The organism is Pseudomonas sp. RIT-PI-q (genome assembly GCF_001297125.1).
GTDB lineage: Bacteria > Pseudomonadota > Gammaproteobacteria > Pseudomonadales > Pseudomonadaceae > Aquipseudomonas.
Genome location: NZ_LHPC01000036.1, coordinates 1 through 18,776 on the forward strand (window position 1 = coordinate 1; position 18,776 = coordinate 18,776).

Annotated in this window: 11 protein-coding genes; 2 read left to right on the plus strand and 9 right to left on the minus strand. The window is 62.6% G+C overall.

What is annotated here, in order from left to right; translation table 11 throughout:
- Positions 1-200: 200 nt before the first annotated feature.
- Positions 201-911 (minus strand): glutathione binding-like protein, encoded by a 711-nt coding sequence (locus AEQ67_RS19160; RefSeq protein ID WP_059405401.1) that lies wholly within the window; start codon positions 909-911, stop codon positions 201-203.
- A gap of 359 nt (positions 912-1,270) precedes the next feature.
- Here AEQ67_RS19160 and AEQ67_RS19165 point away from each other — a divergent pair, with 359 nt between their 5' ends.
- Complete coding sequence (locus tag AEQ67_RS19165; RefSeq protein ID WP_442965652.1) at positions 1,271-1,942, plus strand: histidine phosphatase family protein; 672 nt, start codon at positions 1,271-1,273, stop codon at positions 1,940-1,942.
- A gap of 136 nt (positions 1,943-2,078) precedes the next feature.
- Here AEQ67_RS19165 and mnmH read toward each other — a convergent pair whose 3' ends face one another.
- The 6 genes from mnmH to AEQ67_RS19190 all read right to left on the minus strand — a co-directional run bounded on the left by mnmH (position 2,079) and on the right by AEQ67_RS19190 (position 17,370).
- A complete protein-coding gene (gene mnmH, locus AEQ67_RS19170) occupies positions 2,079-3,182 on the minus strand; it encodes a tRNA 2-selenouridine(34) synthase MnmH (protein WP_059405403.1) in 1,104 nt (367 codons plus the stop codon).
- The gene (gene selD / locus AEQ67_RS19175) at positions 3,182-4,216 is read right to left on the minus strand and encodes a selenide, water dikinase SelD (RefSeq protein WP_059405404.1); all 1,035 of its coding nucleotides are present in this window, start codon (positions 4,214-4,216) and stop codon (positions 3,182-3,184) included. The genes mnmH and selD overlap by 1 nt, the downstream gene beginning before the upstream one ends.
- Positions 4,217-4,470: 254 nt before the next feature.
- Complete coding sequence (locus AEQ67_RS19180) at positions 4,471-14,883, minus strand: autotransporter-associated beta strand repeat-containing protein (RefSeq protein WP_442965653.1); 10,413 nt, start codon at positions 14,881-14,883, stop codon at positions 4,471-4,473.
- A gap of 350 nt (positions 14,884-15,233) precedes the next feature.
- Complete coding sequence (locus tag AEQ67_RS19185; RefSeq protein ID WP_059405406.1) at positions 15,234-16,190, minus strand: quinone oxidoreductase family protein; 957 nt, start codon at positions 16,188-16,190, stop codon at positions 15,234-15,236.
- A 43-nt stretch (positions 16,191-16,233) separates the two neighbouring features.
- The gene (locus tag AEQ67_RS34065; RefSeq protein ID WP_082377916.1) at positions 16,234-16,407 is read right to left on the minus strand and encodes a DUF1427 family protein; all 174 of its coding nucleotides are present in this window, start codon (positions 16,405-16,407) and stop codon (positions 16,234-16,236) included.
- Between the two features lie 183 nt (positions 16,408-16,590).
- Complete coding sequence (locus AEQ67_RS19190; RefSeq protein WP_059405407.1) at positions 16,591-17,370, minus strand: AraC family transcriptional regulator; 780 nt, start codon at positions 17,368-17,370, stop codon at positions 16,591-16,593.
- 145 nt (positions 17,371-17,515) lie between these two features.
- Here AEQ67_RS19190 and AEQ67_RS19195 point away from each other — a divergent pair, with 145 nt between their 5' ends.
- Positions 17,516-17,743, plus strand: coding sequence for a DUF6555 family protein (locus AEQ67_RS19195; RefSeq protein WP_059405408.1), 228 nt, complete (start codon positions 17,516-17,518; stop codon positions 17,741-17,743).
- A gap of 69 nt (positions 17,744-17,812) precedes the next feature.
- On the opposite strand, the gene AEQ67_RS19200 is transcribed toward AEQ67_RS19195, so the two are convergent.
- Both AEQ67_RS19200 and AEQ67_RS19205 read right to left on the minus strand, forming a co-directional pair.
- Complete coding sequence (locus tag AEQ67_RS19200) at positions 17,813-17,980, minus strand: metallothionein (RefSeq protein ID WP_059405409.1); 168 nt, start codon at positions 17,978-17,980, stop codon at positions 17,813-17,815.
- A 341-nt stretch (positions 17,981-18,321) separates the two neighbouring features.
- Positions 18,322-18,774, minus strand: a complete 453-nt coding sequence (locus AEQ67_RS19205; protein ID WP_059405422.1) for a DMT family transporter — start codon at positions 18,772-18,774, stop codon at positions 18,322-18,324.
- Between the last annotated feature and the right edge of the window lie 2 nt (positions 18,775-18,776).

The window sequence follows — 18,776 nt, forward strand, 5'->3', positions numbered from 1 at the left end:
CGGCGCGTTGCTGCAAGGAGGCCAGGCGAAATCTCCCACGGATCTGTACTGCGTCAACAGTCAGAATCGGGCTTTGTCCCTCCTCCTCCCTTCAAGTCCTACCATACAAGCGGGCTTGCCCGCGATGGCGGCGGTCCATCCGGCATCAATGTGTCTGACACTCCGCTATCGCGGGCAAGCCCGCTCCCACAGGTTCCCGTTCAATTCGAGAGGGGTTTAGGAATTTCCAGCCCGCGGATCACCGCCGGCCGCGCCAGGAATTTTTCCAGCACTCGCGTGACGTTGGGGAAGTTGTTGATGCCCACCAGATCGCCAGCCTCATAGAAGCCGATCAGGTTGCGCACCCAGGGGAACGTCGCGATGTCGGCAATGGTGTAACGCTCACCCATGATCCAGTCACGCCCTTCCAGACGCCCGTCGAGCACACTGAGCAGGCGTTTGCTTTCCTCGACGTAACGATCCCGAGGTCGCTTGTCTTCGTAGTCCTTGCCAGCGAATTTGTTGAAGAAGCCGAGTTGGCCGAACATCGGCCCGATGCCACCCATCTGAAACATCAGCCACTGGATCGTCTCGTAACGCGCAGCCGATTCCTGTGCCAGCAATTGCCCGCTCTTGTCGGCGAGATAGATCAGAATCGCCCCGGACTCGAACAGCGGCAACGGCTGGTCTCCCGGACCATGGGGATCGAGGATGGCCGGGATCTTGTTGTTGGGGTTCAGGGACATGAATTCGGGCGACAGCTGATCATTGGTCTCGAAGCCCACGCGATGGGGCTCGTAAGGCAGGCCGATCTCTTCGAGCATGATCGACACCTTGACGCCGTTGGGGGTCGGCAAGGAGTAAAGCTGAATCCACTCGGGGTATTGGGCCGGCCATTTCTGGGTGATGGGGAACACGGACAAATCGGTCATGGGAGCATCCACGAGGAAATTGAGAATGACGATCTTAATGCAGGAGATCCGTTGCCGGTATCAATCCCACTGATGTTCAAGATCAAAAGATCGCAGCCTTCGGCAGCTCCTACACGTGTAACGTGTCCATAAATCCGCAACATCCTGTCGATAACCTGTGCTCCAACCCGTACAAGGTTACCGGTACATTGCTGCGCTCTTTGCCGGAATCGAACCAAACGGGCTTCAGAGGACTCTGAGCACTGCCTCTTTTGAATACGGACCGGCTTAACGACATGGAAAACACCCGATGCAGGAATTTCGCGGTGTAAAGGTTTGTCAGCCTTAACGAAATGCGCTGAAGAACTCTTAATTCAATGATGAACCCTCTGAAATTCGCCAAACGCTTCAAACATCGCGCTTATTTACTCCTGCCCGCCTTGCTGGCAGTCAGCGTGTTGTTTCTGGCACTGGAATCCCGCGAAAGCCGTGCCCAACCGGCGGACGGCACCCAGACGCTGGTGTTCCTGCGCCACGCGGAAAAACCTGCTGGCGGCCTTGGCCAGCTCAATTGCCAAGGTCTGAACCGTGCGATTGACCTGGCCACTTTGTTGCCGGAAAAATTCGGCAAGGCCAACTATGTCTTCGCCGCGAACCCGACGCGCAATGTCGAGGAAGGCGAACTGGACAACTCCTACAGTTACATTCGCCCCCTGATGACCATCAGCCCCAGCGCGATCAAGCTCGGTTTGCCGGTGAACATCAACTTCTCGGCCAATGACACCAGCGACCTGGCGGATGAACTGCTGCACGACAAATATCACAACTCGGTCATCTACACCGCCTGGTCCCACGGCTACCTGCCCGAGCTGATCAACAAGGTTGCCGGGGAAGCCGTTGGCAAGAAACAGAACATCGCCGACGACTGGGAGTCCAGCGACTATGACTCGCTGTATGTGCTCACGCTAACCTGGCACAACGGCAAGGCCAGCCTGGTGAGCCACAGTTACAAGCAGGGTCTGGATAATGGGCAGGAGACTTGCCCGACTTGAGTCGTGGGGTGTCTGTCAGGGCCTCATCGCGGGCAAGCCCGCTCCCACAAGGATCTGCTTTGAACATAGATTTGGTGCTCACTGAAGATCAAATGTGGGAGCGGGCTTGCCCGCGATGAGGCCAGCAAAACCACCCTCACCCTCGCTGACTGACTCGCTCGCGCAGGTACTCAAGCACCGCCCCGCGCTCCCCGGCAAACTCGATCCGCGCCCCCTTCTTCTCCCGCTGAAACGCATACATCGGGTCGTAATACTCGCGCAGCAACCCTTCGATCCAGCCCCGGTGCAAGTCCACGGCCCCGCTGTTCGCCTGCTCCGCCAACGCCTCCTCCATCAAGATCAACATCCGCCGATGGCGTTCTCCGCCCAAGCGCTTCTGCACGTTGTTCAGGCTCTCCAGCAAACGCTCGGAGAACAACGCAAAGCCTTCATCGCCATGCACGCCGATAAACTCGGCACACAAATCCACCACGTAATCGCGCAGGATTCGCTCGACCCTCCCTTGCAGGCTGTCTTCAAGCCAGACCATCGGAAACTGCTGCATGCCCTGATACAGCGGCAACGGCAGCGCGCAACTGCCGATCGCCCGGCTCTCGTCTTCCAGCACAAACTGCTCGATGCCGTGGTCACGCTTTTTCAGCACATCCACCGCCAGGCGGTTTTCAAAGTCGATGTTGGAGGGCTGGCCGGTGGCGTGTTTGCCGAAACTGGAACCGCGATGGTTGGCGTGGCCCTCCAGGTCCAGGCCGTTGCGCAGCTGCGTGAGCACCTCGGTCTTGCCGGTGCCGGTCATGCCGCCGAGCAAAACGAAATCGCACTGGGTAACCGCCTGATCGAGCGTGTCCAGCAGGAAGGTGCGCATGGCCTTGTAGCCGCCACCGACTCGCGGGTAATCAATGCCCGCCTCGTCCTTGAGCCACTGCTGGACGATCTGCGAGCGCAAGCCGCCGCGAAAACAATACAGATAGCCATCCGGATGGGCCCGGGCAAACTCCGCCCAGGCCTGAATGCGCTCGGCTTTGATCTCGCCGGACACCAGTTGATGGCCCAGCGTAATGGCGGCTTGCTGGCCGTGCTGTTTGTAGCAGGTGCCGATCCGTTGCCGCTCGCTGTCGTTCATCAGTGGCAGGTTGACGACGCCGGGGAATGAGCCTTTTTGAAACTCGACCGGCGCACGGGCGTCCATCATCGGCCGGTCGTTGAGAAAGATGTCGCGGTAATCGGTGCAGTCGATAGACATCAAAACACCTCGACCGCGTTTGTCTGTCGCTCGACCAGTTCGCCGATCGGCTCAAGGGCAAGGCCTAGTTCGGCAGCCACTTTGAGGAAGTGTTCGTTACCCTCAGGTGTGACCGCGACTAGCAGGCCACCGCTGGTCTGCGGATCGCAGAGCACGCGTTTGTGCATTTCCTGAAGCCGCCCGAGTTTGCTGGCGTAGCTGTCGAAATTGCGCAGCGTCCCGCCCGGTACGCAGCCCAGGTCCAGGTAATACTCGACACCCGGCAGGCGCGGCACACGGTCGTACTCGATTCGGGCCGTCACGTTGCTGCCATCGGCCATTTCCACCAGATGCCCCAGCAAACCAAAACCGGTGACGTCGGTCATCGCGGTCACGCCGTCGAGTTTGCCGAAGCGGCTGCCGGGTTTGTTCAGGGTGCACATCCAGTCGCGGGCCAGGCCGATGTCGGCATGGCGCAACTTGCCCTTCTTCTCGGCGGTGGTGAGGATGCCGATGCCCAGGGGTTTGGTGAGGTAAAGCAGGCAACCGGCGGTGGCGGTGTCGTTACGCTTCATGTGGCGTTTTTGCACCAGACCGGTGACCGCCAGGCCGAAGATCGGCTCCGGCGCATCGATGGAATGCCCACCGGCCAACGGAATGCCCGCTTCATCGCAGACCGAACGCCCGCCGCGAATCACTTCCCGGGCAATCTCCGGCGCCAGTACATTCACCGGCCAGCCGAGGATCGCAATCGCCATCAACGGATCGCCACCCATGGCGTAGATATCGCTGATGGCATTGGTGGCGGCAATGCGGCCGAAATCGAACGGGTCGTCGACAATCGGCATAAAGAAGTCAGTGGTCGACACCACGCCACGCTCTTCATCGATGGCGTACACGGCGGCGTCATCACGCGAGGCGTTGCCGACCCAGAGTTTCGGGTCCAGGTTTTGCGCGCCGCTGCCGGCGAGAATCACCTCCAGCACCAGGGGAGAAATCTTGCAGCCACAGCCAGCGCCGTGGCTGTACTGGGTCAGACGAATCGGCTCGCTCATGGGGCACCTCTTGGGATCAATGGGGCCGATTCTAGCAGAGCATCAGCCCTGCAAGGCGCAGGTTCCCTTGGTGACTGACAGGCCGCCATCGCGGGCAAGCCCGCTCCCACATTGGATCTATGTCCACTGAAGATCCAATGTGGGAGCGGGCTTGCCCGCGATGGCGGTACAACAGACACGGCATTCCCGACATTTGCCACACGACGTAGAAAAAAAAACCGCCCTTTCGGGCGGCTGAAACAGTGCGATGAGGATCAGAACCCAAGGCTGAAACTGATCGTCATCGCGTGGTCCTCGCTTTTGCGCGCGACCTGGCCCGAGTAGCCAATGCCGAGTTTGCCGGTCGGGCTGATCTGGAAGTCGACGCCCGCTTCAAGCAGTGCGCTGTCCTTGGCAATCGGCACGCCTTGGGTGCTGAACGAGGCGCCACCATCGATGAAGCTCAGGTCAGCGTCTGGTTCGGTATCGCCGAAGGCATGGCGCCAGCCGATGGCGGCACGGGGGGTGAATTGCCCGCCGTTGGCCAGGGTGATGACTTTGCCCGCGCGTAACCCAAGCGTGGAGAAGGTGATGTCCTGATCGGCGTCGGCCTTCAGGCGCCCTACTCCACCTTTTTCATGGGCGGTCTCGCTGTCGTAGTTGACATAGGCCAGGCCGGCAAACGGTTCCAGCGCAATGCCGGCCGCTTCGACGGTGTAACCCACTTCACCGAACACCTGTGCGCTGCGCGCGTCGTAATGGGCCTTCAACCGGTCGTTGTAGGCGCCGACGCTGACGTCACGTTTGGTCTCGATGTCGTGCCAGCTGTAAGCCGCACCCAGGCGCACTGCCAATGCATCGAACTGCGAGTTCAGGTACGCCGCCAAGTGGTAGCTCTCGACCGTGGCATCGGAACGACGATCGGAGGCGTCCAGGTCGCTACGGGTGTAACCGGCAGCCATGCCGGCGCGCCACTGATCATCAATTTGCTTGTCGGTGCCAAGCATGAAGCCGCTGAGGTTGCGATCCAGTTTGGCGCTGTTGCTGTCGCCGTCCATCTCACCCCAGGCACCCAATGCGCGCATCCAGCCAACCATCTCACCGTGACAGCCACCGCTGGTCAGGCGATTTTCGCTGGGTGCCAAGGCGCGGCGAGGATCGTCAGGCCCACTGCAGGACGGCTGGCGCATGCGGTCGTTGACCGCGTCGCGGATGTAACGCGAGTCTTCGAGAATCGCGCTGGCGGTGCTGGCGTGAATCTCCCCGGACAAACTGTCGAACGCTGCTTGGGCACCGGCGACGCTCAGGTTGACGATTTCGTTCTGCAACGTCACGCCGGCAGCACCATTGCGCGACAGCGCGGACGCCGTGCCACGTTGGTTACCGGTGGCCGCCACATCGGCGAAGGACGTCTGGTTGCGGCTGACGGCCAGATCGACTTCGTTGGCGCCATACACCAACGAGGTGTCGAGGAACGCGTTATCAGGCAGATCGGTGGCGCTGAAGGTGCCAGTGACGCCGCCGCCCGCCGTGATCAGCGAATAAGTGGTGTCGCCGGTGTACGGCAAGAGATTGGTCACTTGCAGAGCGCCATCGAGCGTTGCCGTGCCACCCACCACCAACGGTGTGATGGTCGGTGACGTGATGGTCAGCGCCAACAGGCCGTCCGAAGCGTTGGTCATGTTACCCGTTACCCGCAGAATTTCTCCGTTCGCGCCGCTCGAAAACACCCCGTGGTTGACTACCGAACCGACGCTGCCGTTACCGGTCAGGGCTGCGCCGTTGAACACGGTGACCTGCCCGGCGAGTGTCGCCGGTGGATCACCGACCACCAACAGGCCTTGCTCTACTTCAACGGTGCCACTGAACGGATGATCGCCCTCTAACAGCAGCGTCCCGGCGCCTTGTTTGACCAGATCACCGGTGCCGCTGAGTACGCCGTTGAAATAGCCGGTGCTGGCCTGGGCAAACAGCACTCGCGCATTGTTAAGGATGCTGCCCTGCAAGCTGGTGGTGTTACCGACCAATGTACCGCCGCTGACCGTGGTGCCACCGCTGTAGGTGTTCGCACCGCTCAGTACCAGCGTGCCGGAATCCAGCTTCTCGATCCCGCCGCTGCCTACCAGAGGCACCGAGATTTCCGTGGTGACGCCACCATTGATCCGCACCGGTGCCAGACTGCCATCGACCGCGTTGATCGGTGTCAGGCTGCCACCGGAGCCTTGAACCAGGCGGTAACCGTTTTCGAGGAACTGCAATCCGGTAAAGCCTTGGTTGCCGACGACAGTCACCGTACCGCCCTGCCCACCGAACACCGCGAACTGACGGCTGGAACCCTGGCTCGCCGTACCACCGGCATCAGTCCAGTTGGTGTCCGACCCCCAGATGCCGCTGCCGCCGGTAATCGTACCGTCGGCGTTGGTTTTGCCACCGTTCCAGAACTGCGCCTCACCTTGGGTACTTTGCACCAGCAGGTTGACCTGATTGGCCAGCGCAGTTTGCAGGGTCAGGCTCGATGGCAACACCCCGCCCGGCAGCGTGCCGTAGGTCAGGCCGTTGTCGGTCAGGTTGCCGCCGTAACGGAACAGTTGATAAACGCCGGTGCCGAAGCCACCGGCATTGCTGATGTTCAGCGTACCGTCGAGGATCAGGTTGCCGGCGACGTCGACCACGGTGGTCGAACTGGTGGGCGCGCCGAGACTGAAGTCCAGGTTGGTGCCCGAGGACAAGGCCAAGGCACCGACCGACAATGCCGTTGCCCCACCACCACCGATCAGGGTCGCGCCGCTGGACAGTTGCACCGCACCGCCGAGTTGACCACTGCCACCGATTTTCGCCCCGCTCGCCACGTTCACGCTGGCACTGTCGAGAGTACCGTTGACCAACAACGAGCCGGCCTGGACATTAGTATCGCCAGTAAGGCCGTTGGTGCCAGTGAGCAGCAAATCGCCGGTGCCGTTTTTAGTCAGCGTACCGCTGCCGGTGAGGTTACCGGTGTAGCTGCCGTTATTGGTTTGTTCGAAGGTCAGCATAGCGTTGTTGAGAATCGCGCCTTGCAGGCTAGTGGTGTTGCCACTGGTGCTGCCGGCGTTGAGGGTGGTGCCGCCGCTGTAGGTATTGGTGCCGCTGAGCAACAGCGCACCGATGCCGTTTTTCACCAGGCTGCCGGTGCCGTCGATCACGCCACTGAGGGTGGTGTCCTGGGTGCCGACCAGGGTCAACTCCCCGGCAAGATTGATCGCGTTGGCCAATTGCAGGGCTGCAGTGCTACCCAGTTGAGCGCTGCCTGCGACGCCGAGTGCACCGGTGCCGATGGCGCTGTTGTTACCGAGGATCAACGAGCCGGCATTCAACTGTGTGCCGCCGGCGTAGGTGTTGCTGCCGTCGAGGGTCAGGCTTGAAGCGCCGTTCTTGATCAGGCTGCCGGTGCCGCTGACGACGCCAGCGAAAGTCAGCGCATTGGAGCCCGCGACACTCATCCCACCGTTCAGTACCACCGCGTTAGTGAGGCTGACCGCCGTATTACTGTCCAGCGTGGTGCCATTGGCGGCGGTGAGCACACCGCTGCCCAGCGCCGCGTCATTGCCCAGCCCCAGGGCGCCGCCGTTCAGCGCGGTGCCGCCGGTGTAGCCGTTGGCCGCGTTCAGCACCAGGGTGCCCGTGTCGTATTTGCCCAGAGTACCGGCGCCGTTGATCGCCACGCCAATAGTCGCAGTGGCGTTGGGATCGACGCGGAAAGTCGCGTTGCCCAAGCCACCGTTGACCAAGGTCAGTTCGCCCGTGGTGCCGTTTACCAAACTGTAGCCGTCGGTGACAAACTGCATGCCGGTGATGCTTTGCGCGCCGTTGACCGTGACCGTACCCGCCGCGCCCTGGAACACCGCGAAGCTATTGGCCCAGCCCAGATTGAGGGTGCCATCGACATTGGTCCAGTTGGGGTTGCCACTGCCCCAGGTGCCGTTGCCGCCATCGATCGCGCCGTTGCCGACCGCTTGAGTGCCATCCCAGAATTGCACGGTGGTGTTGGGGTCGGCGACGAGCAGGTTGACCTGGCTGCCCACAGCGGTCTGCACTTGCAAATTACCCGGCACGATGCTTCCCGGCACGCTGCCGATCAATAAACCGTTGTCGGTCAAGGCACCGGTGTAGTTGATGATGCGATACACGCCGCGGCCGAAACCGCCAATGTCGCTGACGTTCAAGGTCCCGTCGAGGGTCAGGTTGCCGCCGACATTGATCAGCGCATTGCCGCCGCCGGACACCGGCACACCGAGCCCGACATCAAGGTTGGAGTTGCCGCCCAATACCAGCGAACCCACCGACAAGGTGCTGCCGGTGGCCAGTGCGACGTGACCGCCGTCGGCGACATTCACTGCGCCGATCAGGCTACCGCTACCGGCAAGCGTCCCGCCGCTATTGACCGAAACGTTGGCACTGTCCAGCGAACCGCTGACATTCAGCGTGCCGCCGTTGATGCTGGTGTCGCCGGTCAAGCTGTTGATGCCGGTGAGGTTGAAGGTGCCGCTGCCAAGTTTGTCGAGCAAGCCGCTGCCGCTGAGGACACCGTCAAAGGTGCTGCTGGAATTATTACTGCCGATGCTCAGGGTATTGCCGCCACCGATCTGCGTCGTGCCGCTGCCGGTCAGGCTGGCGAGGCTGCCCGAAGCGCCGAGGTTCAGGCTGGTGCCCGTCCCCAGATTGACCCCGGCATTGTTGCCCAGCGCCGTGATGGTTGTGGTGCTCAAGCTGCCGCCGAGGACGTTGAACGTTCCGCTGAAGGTGTTATTGCCGCTGAGGGTCAGGTCCGCCGCGCCGTTTTTGCTCAGGGTTCCAGCCCCGGCGACGACACCGGCCAGGGTCAGGTTATTGGCACCGGCCACATTCAGTGCCGCGTTGACATTGACGTCGTTGGCCACGCTGAGCGCCGAACTGTTCTCCAGCGTGGAGGCGCCAGCGACGGTCAATGCGCCAGTGCCCAGGGCTGCGGCGTTGCCGAGAGTCAAGGTGCCGGCGTTCAGGGTGGTGTCGCCTTGCAGGGTGTTGGCGCCGTTGAGGATCAGGTTGGCCGCGCCATTCTTGGTCAGGCCACCGGTGCCGCTAATCACTCCGCCGAGGGTCAGGTCGTTACTGCCGCCCACCGCCACGCTGGCGTTCAGGCCAACGTTGTTGGCCAGGCTCAGCACGGTGTTGTTATCCAGCGTCGAAGCGCCACTCACGGTCAGGTTACCCAGGCCCAGGCCCGAGGCGTTGCCGACCGTCAGGGTCCCGGCGTTCAGGTCGACACCGCCGAGGAAGCCGTTGAAGCCATTGAGCACCAGGTTTGCCGCGCCAGTTTTGCTCAGGCTACCGGCGCCATTGACGGCACCGGCGAGGGTCAGGTCAGCGGTGCCGGCGACGGTGAGGTTACCGGCCAGGTTCACTCCATTGTTGACGGTGACCGCTGTCGCGGCATCCAGCGTCGTGGCGTTGGCGGCATTCAGCGCACCGGCGCCGAGTGCCGAGTCGGAAGCCAGCACCAGGCCACCGGCACTCAGGGTTACCGGGCCGAGGAAGCTGTTATTGCCGCCGAGGGTCAGGTTGGCCCCACCCGCCTTGACCAGACCGCCCACGCCACTGATCGCGCCGTTGAGGGTCAGCGCATTCGAGCCACCAACATTCAGGTTACCGGCTAGATCGACGGCATTGCCGAGGGTGACGGCAGTGTTGCTGTCGAGGGTGACACCCGAAGCGGTGGTCAGCAAACCACTGCCCAACGCCGTGTTACTGCCGACCACAAGCGTGCCGCCATTGAGCAACGTGCCGCCGCTGTAGCTGTTGGCGCCATTGAGCACCAGGGTGCCGCTGTCGAGTTTGGCCAGGGTGCCGGCACCGTTGATACCAACGCCGATGGTTGCCGTGGAACCCGGATCAACCCGGATCGCCGCGTTGCCGCCAGTGCCGTTCACCGCAGTCAGATGCCCTGCCGCGCCGGTCAGCAGGTTGTAGCCATCGGTGACGAACTGCATGCCATTAAAGGTTTGCGTACCGAGCACCGTCACGTTGCCCGCCGTGCCCTGGAAGATTGCGAAGTCGCTGGCCCAGGTCTGATTCGTCAAGCCATCGACCGAGGTCCAGTTGGTGCTGCCGGCACTCCAGGTGCCGTTGCCGCCGTCCACCGAACCATTTGGTATGGTCTGGCTGCCGTCCCAGAAACGCAGGTTCACGTTCGGCGCCGTCACCAGCAGGTTGATCTGGTTGCCGACCGCCGTTTGCACTGCAAGGTCCGCAAGGCTGTAGCCGATCGGGATCGCGCCCAGATTCATACCCAGGTTCAACAGGCTGCCGGTGTAGTTGATCAGGCGATACACGCCGACGCCGAAACCACCGGCGTCGGTGACGTTGAGCAGGCCGTCCAGGGTCAGGTTGCCGCCGATGTTCAGCAGCGAGTTGGTGGACGGCACGCCGAGAGCGACGTCCATATGGGAGGAGCTGTTCAGGGCCAGCGAACCGACCGACAAGGTGTTGCCGCTGCTCAGGCCCAGGTGACCGCCGTTGGCCACGTTCAATGCGCCCAGCAACGATCCGGTGCCAGTCAGGATCGCGCCACTGTTGACGTTGACGTTGGCACTGCCCAGGGAACCGCTAAGGTCCAGGGTGCCACCGTTGACCGCGGTGTCGCCGGTAAGGCCATTGATGCCGGTGAGGTTGAGGGTGCCGGTGCCGACTTTGCTCAAGCCGCCCGGGCCGGCCAGGCCACCGTCGAAGGTGCTGGTGGTATTGACGCCGCCCACCGACAAGGTGTTGCCCGAACCGATCAGCACATCACCGCTGCCGTTGAGGCCGGCGAGGCTGGCATCAGTGCCCAGGTTGAGGCCGGCGCCGGCGCTGATGTTGGCCCCGGAGGTATTGCCCAACGCCCCGGTGCTGGCGGCGGTGACACTGCCGGAAAGGATGTTCAAGGCCCCGGTGAAGCTGTTGTTGCCAGTGAGGGTCAGGTCGGAAAGGCCGTTTTTGTTCAGCGCACCGGCGCCATCGAGGACGCCTGCGAGGGTCAGGTTGTTGTTGCCGGCCACGTTCAGGTCGGCATTGAGGGTCATGGCGTTGACCACGGTGAAGGCCGCGCTGTTGTCCAGGCTCGACGTGCCGCCCACGACCAACGCGCCAGTGCCCAGCGCCGCGCCGTTACCCAAGGTCAGGGTGCCGGCGTTCAGGGTGGTGTTGCCCTGGTAGGTGTTGACGCCATTGAGGGTCAGGTTGGCCGCGCCATTTTTGATCAGCTGATTAGTGCCGCTGACGACACCGCCCAATGTCAGGTTCGAGGTGCCGCCGACGGTCAGGTCGGCATTCAGCGCCACGGTGTTGCCCAGGCTGACCGGGGCGTTGCTGTCGAGGGTCGCCGCGCCGCCGACAGTCAAACCGCCGAGGCCCAGTGCCGAGCCGTTGCCGACGGTCAGGGTGCCGGCGTTTAAAGTGGTGCCGCCGAGGAAGCCGTTGGCACCGTTGAGCACCAGGTTGGAGACACCGTTTTTCACCAGGCTGCCCGCGCCGTTGACCAGCCCGGTCAGGGTCAGGTCCGCTGTGCCGCCGACGTTCAAGTCACCGGCCAGGTTCACCTGGTTGCTGAGGCTGACGGCGGTGTTGCTGTCCAGCGTGGTGTTGGCCGCGGCGTTCAATGCGCCGGCACCCAAGGCACCGCTGGCACCTACGATCAGCGTGCCGTTGTTCAGCGCCGTAGAGCCGAGGGAGTTGGTGGCGTGATTGAGGGTCAGGTCGGCCGCGCCGTTTTTGATCAGCCCGCCGAGACCGCTGGCGGCACCGTTGAGGAGCAGGGCGTTGGTGCCGCCGAGGGTCAGGTTGCCGCCCAGGTTGACTGCGTTCGCCAGGGTGGTGGCGGTGCTGGCGTCGAGAGTGGTGCCGCCGGACGCGTTCAACGCGCCGCTCCCCAGTGCGGTGTTGGAACCGACGATCAGGGTGCCGGCGTTCAGCGCCGTGGTGCCGGCGTAGGTGTTGGCGCCGGTGACCGTCAGACTGGACGCGCCGGTTTTGATCAGCCCGCCCGCGCCACCGATGACGCCGCTGAGGGTCAGGGCATTGGCGCCGCCGGGGGGCAGGTTGGCGTTGAGGTTGATCGCGTTGTTCAGGCTCAGGGCCGAGCTGCCAGTGAGCGTGCTCGCGCCGCCCACGGTCAGGGCGCCGCTGCTCAGTGCGTCGGCATTGCCGACGGTGATGGTGCCGGCGTTCAGCGTAGTGCCGCCGGCGAAGGTGTTGGCGCCGTTGAGGGCCAGGTTGGCCGCGCCGTTCTTGATCAACTGGTTGGTGCCGCTGGTTACGGCGTCGAGGGGCAGCTGGGTGCTGCCGCCGACCGTCGGGGCTGCGTTCAGGGCAACGTTATTGGCGAGGGCGACGCCGCTGCTGCTGTCCAGCGTGGAGGCACCGGCCACGGTCAGCACCCCGCCGCTCAAGGCATTGGCATTGCCGACGGTCAGGGTGCCGGCGTTGAGGGTGGTGTTGCCGGGGAAGGTATTGGCGCCGTTGAGGGTCAGGTTGGCGGCGCCGTTTTTGGTCAGGCCGCCCGGGCCGCCGTCCGCGCCGCCGAGGGTCAGGCCGGCGGTGCCGCCGATGTTCAGGTTGCCAGTGGTGTTCACCGCATTGGTCACTGCGACGGTGGAACTGGCATCCAGCGTGGTGCCCGCCGCCGTGTTCAACGTGCCCAGGCCCAGCGCCGTATTGGAGCCGAGAATCAGCGTGCCGGCGTTCAGTGTGGTGTTGCCGGCGTAGCCGTTGTTGCCGCTGAGGGGCAATGCGGACCTGCCGTTTTTAATCAGCCCGCCTGCGCCGTTGATGACTCCGGTCAGGCCCAGCGCCTGAGTGCCGCCGAGGGTCAGGTCGCCGCCAAGGTTGACCGCGTTGGCCAGGGTCACTGCGAGGTTGGTGTCCAGGGAAGTGCCGGCCGCCGCGTTCAACGCGCCAGTGCCCAGCGCAGTGTCGGACGCCAGGATCAGCCCGCCAGCGTTCAGCGAGGTCGGGCCTTGGTAGGTGTTGTTGCCGGTCAGGGTCAGGGTCGACAGGCCATTCTTGATCAGGCCGCTGGTGCCGGAAACCAGGCCATTGAGGGTCAGGTTGTTGCTGCCGACGACGGTCAGGTTGCCGTTCAGCGCCACCGAATTGTTCAGGGTCACGCCGGTGGTGGTGTTGAGGCTCGCCGCTGCGTTGACGTTCAACGAACCGCTGCCGAGCGCATTGTTATTGCCCAGGCTCAGGGTCCCGGCGTTGAGGTCGGTGCTGCCGGTGTAGCCGGCGTTGTTGCCGGTCAGCGCCAGGGTGCCGCTGCCGTTTTTCGAAATGCCGCCCGCGCCGCTGACCAGCCCCGCCAGGGTCAGGCTGCCGACACCGGAAGTACCGATGGCGCTGTTGAGCACAATGTTGTTGTTCAGGGTAATGGTGCCCGGCGCCTGCAAGACGGTGGAACCGCCGAACGTCACCGTGCCGGCGCTGAACGCCTGGTTGTTGCCCAGTTGCACCGAGCCGCCGTTGAGGGTGGTGGCGCCCAGATACGTGTTGGCGCCGTTGAGAATCAGTTGGCCGGTGCCGTTCTTGGTGATGCCGCCGCTGCCGCTGATCACGTTGCCGATGGTGATGGCGTTGGTGCCCTGCAGTAGCGCGCCGGCGGCGCCCACGTTGATCAGGTTGCTCAACGACAAGCCGCCGGTGCTGGCCTGCAATCCGGCGCCATTGATGGTCAGGACGCCGCTGCCGAAGGCCGCGCTGTTGTTGAACTGGGCGATACCGCCATTGAGCGTGGTGCTGCCGCTGATCAGCGGACCTTGCAAGGTCCAGGTGCCGCTGTTGATCGTCAGGTTGTTGAAGTGGACGTAGTTGGCGCTCGAAACAGTGCCCACCCCGGAGGTGCCGCCGCCGATGCCGATCGGGTTTTGCAGGATCAGTGAGTTGATGCCGCCGGCGCCGCCGTCGATCTGGCCGGTGGGGGCGAAGGTCAGGTTGACGCCGATCAACCCGCCCAGCGCCAGGCCGATGCCGCCACCGGCAGTGATGGTCGAACCGGTAATCGCGGTGAAGGTGTTGGTGCTGCCATCACCCATCGACACGCCACCGGCGATGGTGCCGGAGTTGACGAAGGTGTTGCCGCTGGCCGAGGTCTCGAAGGCCATCCGGCCGTTGATGGTGCCGGCGTTGATCACGTTGACCTGGGCGCCACCGCGCGCCGCGACGATCGGAGTGTCGGCGGCGAACAGCGTCACGTTATACAAAGCCGTCGAACCCATCGTGCCGTTGTTGACGATATTGGTGCTGCCGCCGGTACTGTTGTTGATGTTCAGCGCCATGCCGTTGAGGCTGGCCAGGTTGACGCCGAGCACGTCGCCGGTGCCACGGATGATGCCGGTAAGGGCATTGGTGATGTTCACCACCGAGGCGCCCGCATTACCGATCACCGCGCCCGCGCTCAGGGCCGTCACCGCGCCGAGCAGCGCAGGATCGATCAGCCCGGCGTTGTTCAGCGTGATGTTGTTGCCCGTGAGGTTGAGCACCTGCCCGCCCAGGGTGGAGTTCAGTTGTGCGGCGGACCCGACGTTGATGGTCAGGTCATTCACCGCACTGGAGAAGGTGTTGAGAAACAGCGGCAACGAGGGTACGCCGCTACAAGTCACCGTACCGCCCGCCGCCGGGTTGCCGGGCGTACAAGCGGCCATGGCTTGAGGGCTGACGAGGGTGACAACCACTCCAAAGATGCCAAGGCGAACAGCGAGAAAAAGAGGGGAGATGCACGAAACCGGGGCAATAACGGACCTTAGATCCACAGCAATTCCTTCACGTGGTTAACCTTTCTTCCTTGAAGGGCGTGCCACAACGGCCATCATGGCCTTGTACTGAACCACACGCGAATCAAGACTGCGACGGTTTGGATAACCGTTTCACTCGTGATACACGCTAGTTGACGCACAGATATTCGTCAGTTTTATAACGTTATAAACGACGGGTGGACATGCGGGTCGGCGTGATCTCATGCCAACCCACATCCCATGAACCACAGTGATGGTGCTTATGGCAGCAGGATGACTTTTTCACCGCTGCCCTGATTCACCTCGGCGTACCGTTCCAGCCCTTCGGCCAGCGGCGACTCAAACAATCCCTGCGGCAACGGCAACAAGTCTTGATCGAAAAACCTGCCGAACTGATCAAGCATCGCCGCACAGGCCTGAACCCCGTACAGCAGGGAGTTGATCCCCACCACCGAACCACCCTTGCGATACAGCGCCAGGGCCGGCAACTGCACCAGGCCATCCACTGGCGCAGCGATGATCGCGATGCGCCCGAACGCCGCCAATGCAGCGACCGACGCGGGCAGCCAGAAGCCGGTGGTATCGAAAATCACATCGGCACCCCCGGTGTACACGGCATTCACCTGAGCGCCCAGATCCTCCGGTTTATCCAGTTGCAGTGTCTGATAACCCTGCGCCTGCAACTCCTTGACCTGCTCCGGTCGCCGCGCCGCCGCCAGTACCTGAGCGCCACGCACCTTGGCCAGCGCCAACGCGGCAGTGCCGACCGCGCCGCCACCGATCACCAGTAATCGGGTCTCGGCCGTCACCAGGCTGCGCTCCAGTGCATCCCACGCCGTGGTGTAAGGCACACCGAGGCTGGCAGCTTGAGCGAAGGTCAGGTGAGTGGGTTTGAGCGCCACGCCATTGGCCGGCAATTTGACGAATTGTGCATGAGAGCCGTCAGCGAAAAAGCCCAGCTCACGACCGGTGCCCCAGACTTCCTGACCGATCAGCGCCTGCGGGCCTTCGACGACGACACCGGCAAAATCACGCCCCGGAATTCGCGGTAACGTGGTGTAGGGAAAGCGCCCCAACACATTCTTCACGTCGCTGGGATTGAGCCCGGCAGCCTTGATCTGCACCAATACTTCATCGGTGCCGGGAACGGGGGTGGGAACCTCGACGTAGCGCAGGGCCGAGAGGTCGCCGGTTTTGTCGAATTGCAGTGCTTTCATGGGAGTTTCCATCGAATGAGTGAAAAGGCGCGTCACAAATGACTCAGGAGATCCAGCCAGCCACCAGTTGCCGGCCCATCGGCCACAACTTTTCGCCGGCCAGCATGCCGAGCAGACCGACCAGCGCGATGGCCGGTGGTGCGGGGGAACGAAAATCCAGAGCGCCGTAAAGCAGGCCGACGCCCAGGCCGATGACCATTGAGATGAGGTAGTTCATGGCAGACTCCGCGTGTAGCTGAGGGATGCGATGAGTTTAGGGAGACGCGCCGGCGGGCATCGGCCAAGTGCTTCTGAATTTGTGCCAAAGCACCCAACCTGTAGGAGCTGGCTTGCCAGCGAAGGCGGTGTGTCAGGCAATAAGGTGTTGTCTGGACGGGCGCCTTCGCTGGCAAGCCAGCTCCTACAGGGGGTCGTTGGGGCTGGAGTATTGTGAGGGCGCGACACCCAGTTCGCGTCGGAACATGTCGCTGAAGCTGCTCGGCGAATAGCCCAGTTCCCGGGCAATCGCGCTGACCGCCACGCCCTGGATCAACTCCGCCACCGCCGTCGCCAATTGCACTTGCCGCCGCCACTCGGCGAAGCCCATGCCCAATCCGTCCTTGAACAGCCGCGCCAGGGTACGCACGCTGGCACCGGCGTTTTCGGCGTGTTGTTCGAAAGGAATGTCCAGGGATGGCGCGGCCATGACCGCCTGACACACATTCATCAGGCGCCGGTCGGAATCGTCCGGCAATGGGATTTTCAACTGCGAGCGCCTGGCTCGTTTGAGCTCCAGCAACGCCAGGCCGACCAGCGCTTCGTAATACTCGGGAGCGCCCTCATCGCCCTGCTCCACCAGCCCGACGATCAGCTCGCGCAGCAGGCCACCGACTTCGATCACTTGCACCGTGTCGTCCAGGGTTGCCGCCAGCGACGGTCGCAGGTAGATGTTGCGCATCTGCAGGTCCGAGACCACGCGAATCCCGTGGGGCACGCCCGGTGGCAGCCATACCGCGCGCTGCGGCGGCACCACCAGCGCCTCATGGGGTGTCTCGACCCACATCACCCCACTCATCGCGTACAGCAACTGGCCCCAGACATGTTCATGCGGCTCGATGTACAACCCGCGCGGGTAGGTGCGCGCCAGCGGTTGCACCGGCACCTCGGTGTCACTCAGGTCTGGAGGGGCGGCAAGGGCCATGGGCAGTGATCATTGGGGTTTTCAGAGATTGCATGGTAACCAGCCGCAGGCCTTGTCGCCACTGGCGGCAGCCGCCTGACAATCCGACTGAATTTTCCGTTACGTGCGCGATCCCTCTATTACCACAGGGAGGAATACGGGCTATATGAACAACGCAAAACTTTTCGTCATTGAATACACCCTTCATGGCGCGCCCAAGTCTTTCATTATCCGCCTGGACAAAATGGACAATGCGGAGGCTTGGCATTGGGCAAGCTGCGATGCCGGCGTGGGACGCATCCCGCGCTTTGGCCGTGAAAAGGTGCAAAAGACCAGCAAGCCGATGGCAGAGAAATTCGGGGTCGAGAATGTGACCTGGCGACCGGCGAACTGATATCAAGGAGGATTGGAGAAGCCAGAAACTGCAAGTGGAGCCCCAGTGGCTCCACTTTTCCTGGATAAGCTACTTGGCATGGGCACACTTGCAGCCCTTGCCGGCACACTCTTCGCCATGTTCGTGGTGCTTGGCGCAGGCTTCACAGCAGTAATGCTTGCCGTGGCGCGCAATCGGATGTTCGCCCAGTTTGCAGGAGCATTTGGGGCAGTCGCAGATACTTTCACTGTCGATCATGAGTCTGACTCCTTGGTGGTGGTCGTCGCGTGCGCCAAATGCGCACCTCACTTTCAGTGTAGGAGCTGGCCAGAATTTGTATTTGTAGCAGCTGTCGAGCCCGCGTCCGGCTCTGTAGCAGCTGTCGAGCTTGCGAGGCTGCGTTCGGCTGCGCAGCAGTCGTAAACCCTGAGCTCACGGTTTTCCTGATACACCGCATTGCCTGATTTCACGACTGCTGCGCAGCCGATCGCAGCCTCGCAAAGCTCGACAGCTCCTACAGAGCCGAACGCAGCCTCGCAAGCTCGACAGCTGCTACAGAGCCGGACGCGGGCTCGACAGCTGCTACAGGGGTTCGCGTGTCAGGCGCTTTTGGTGTTGCTGCGATACATGAACAGCAACGCTAACGCGAGACACACCATTGCCAATATCCGGCTGCTGGACAACTCAATCGGCGGATTGCCCAGCCAGCCGAAGTTGTCGATCAGCATGCCCATGCCCAGCTGCCCGACAATCACCGCCACCGTTGCCACTGCCGTCCCCACACGCGGCACGGCGCCGACCATCACCATCATGTAAACCACCCCGAACAACGCACCGCTGAGCTGCCATTTCGGCACGTCCAGCAGGCTCACGGCATGCGCCGGTTCGAAGAACAGAATCAGCAACCCGGTGGTCACCGCACCTACCACGAACGTCAGCAAACTGCTGCGCAATACGCCGACCGTTTCGCCCAACCGGCCATTGATCGCCGCCTGAACACTCAACACCGCACCGGCAGCCACGACCACCGCCAACAAAATAATCAGATTCATCA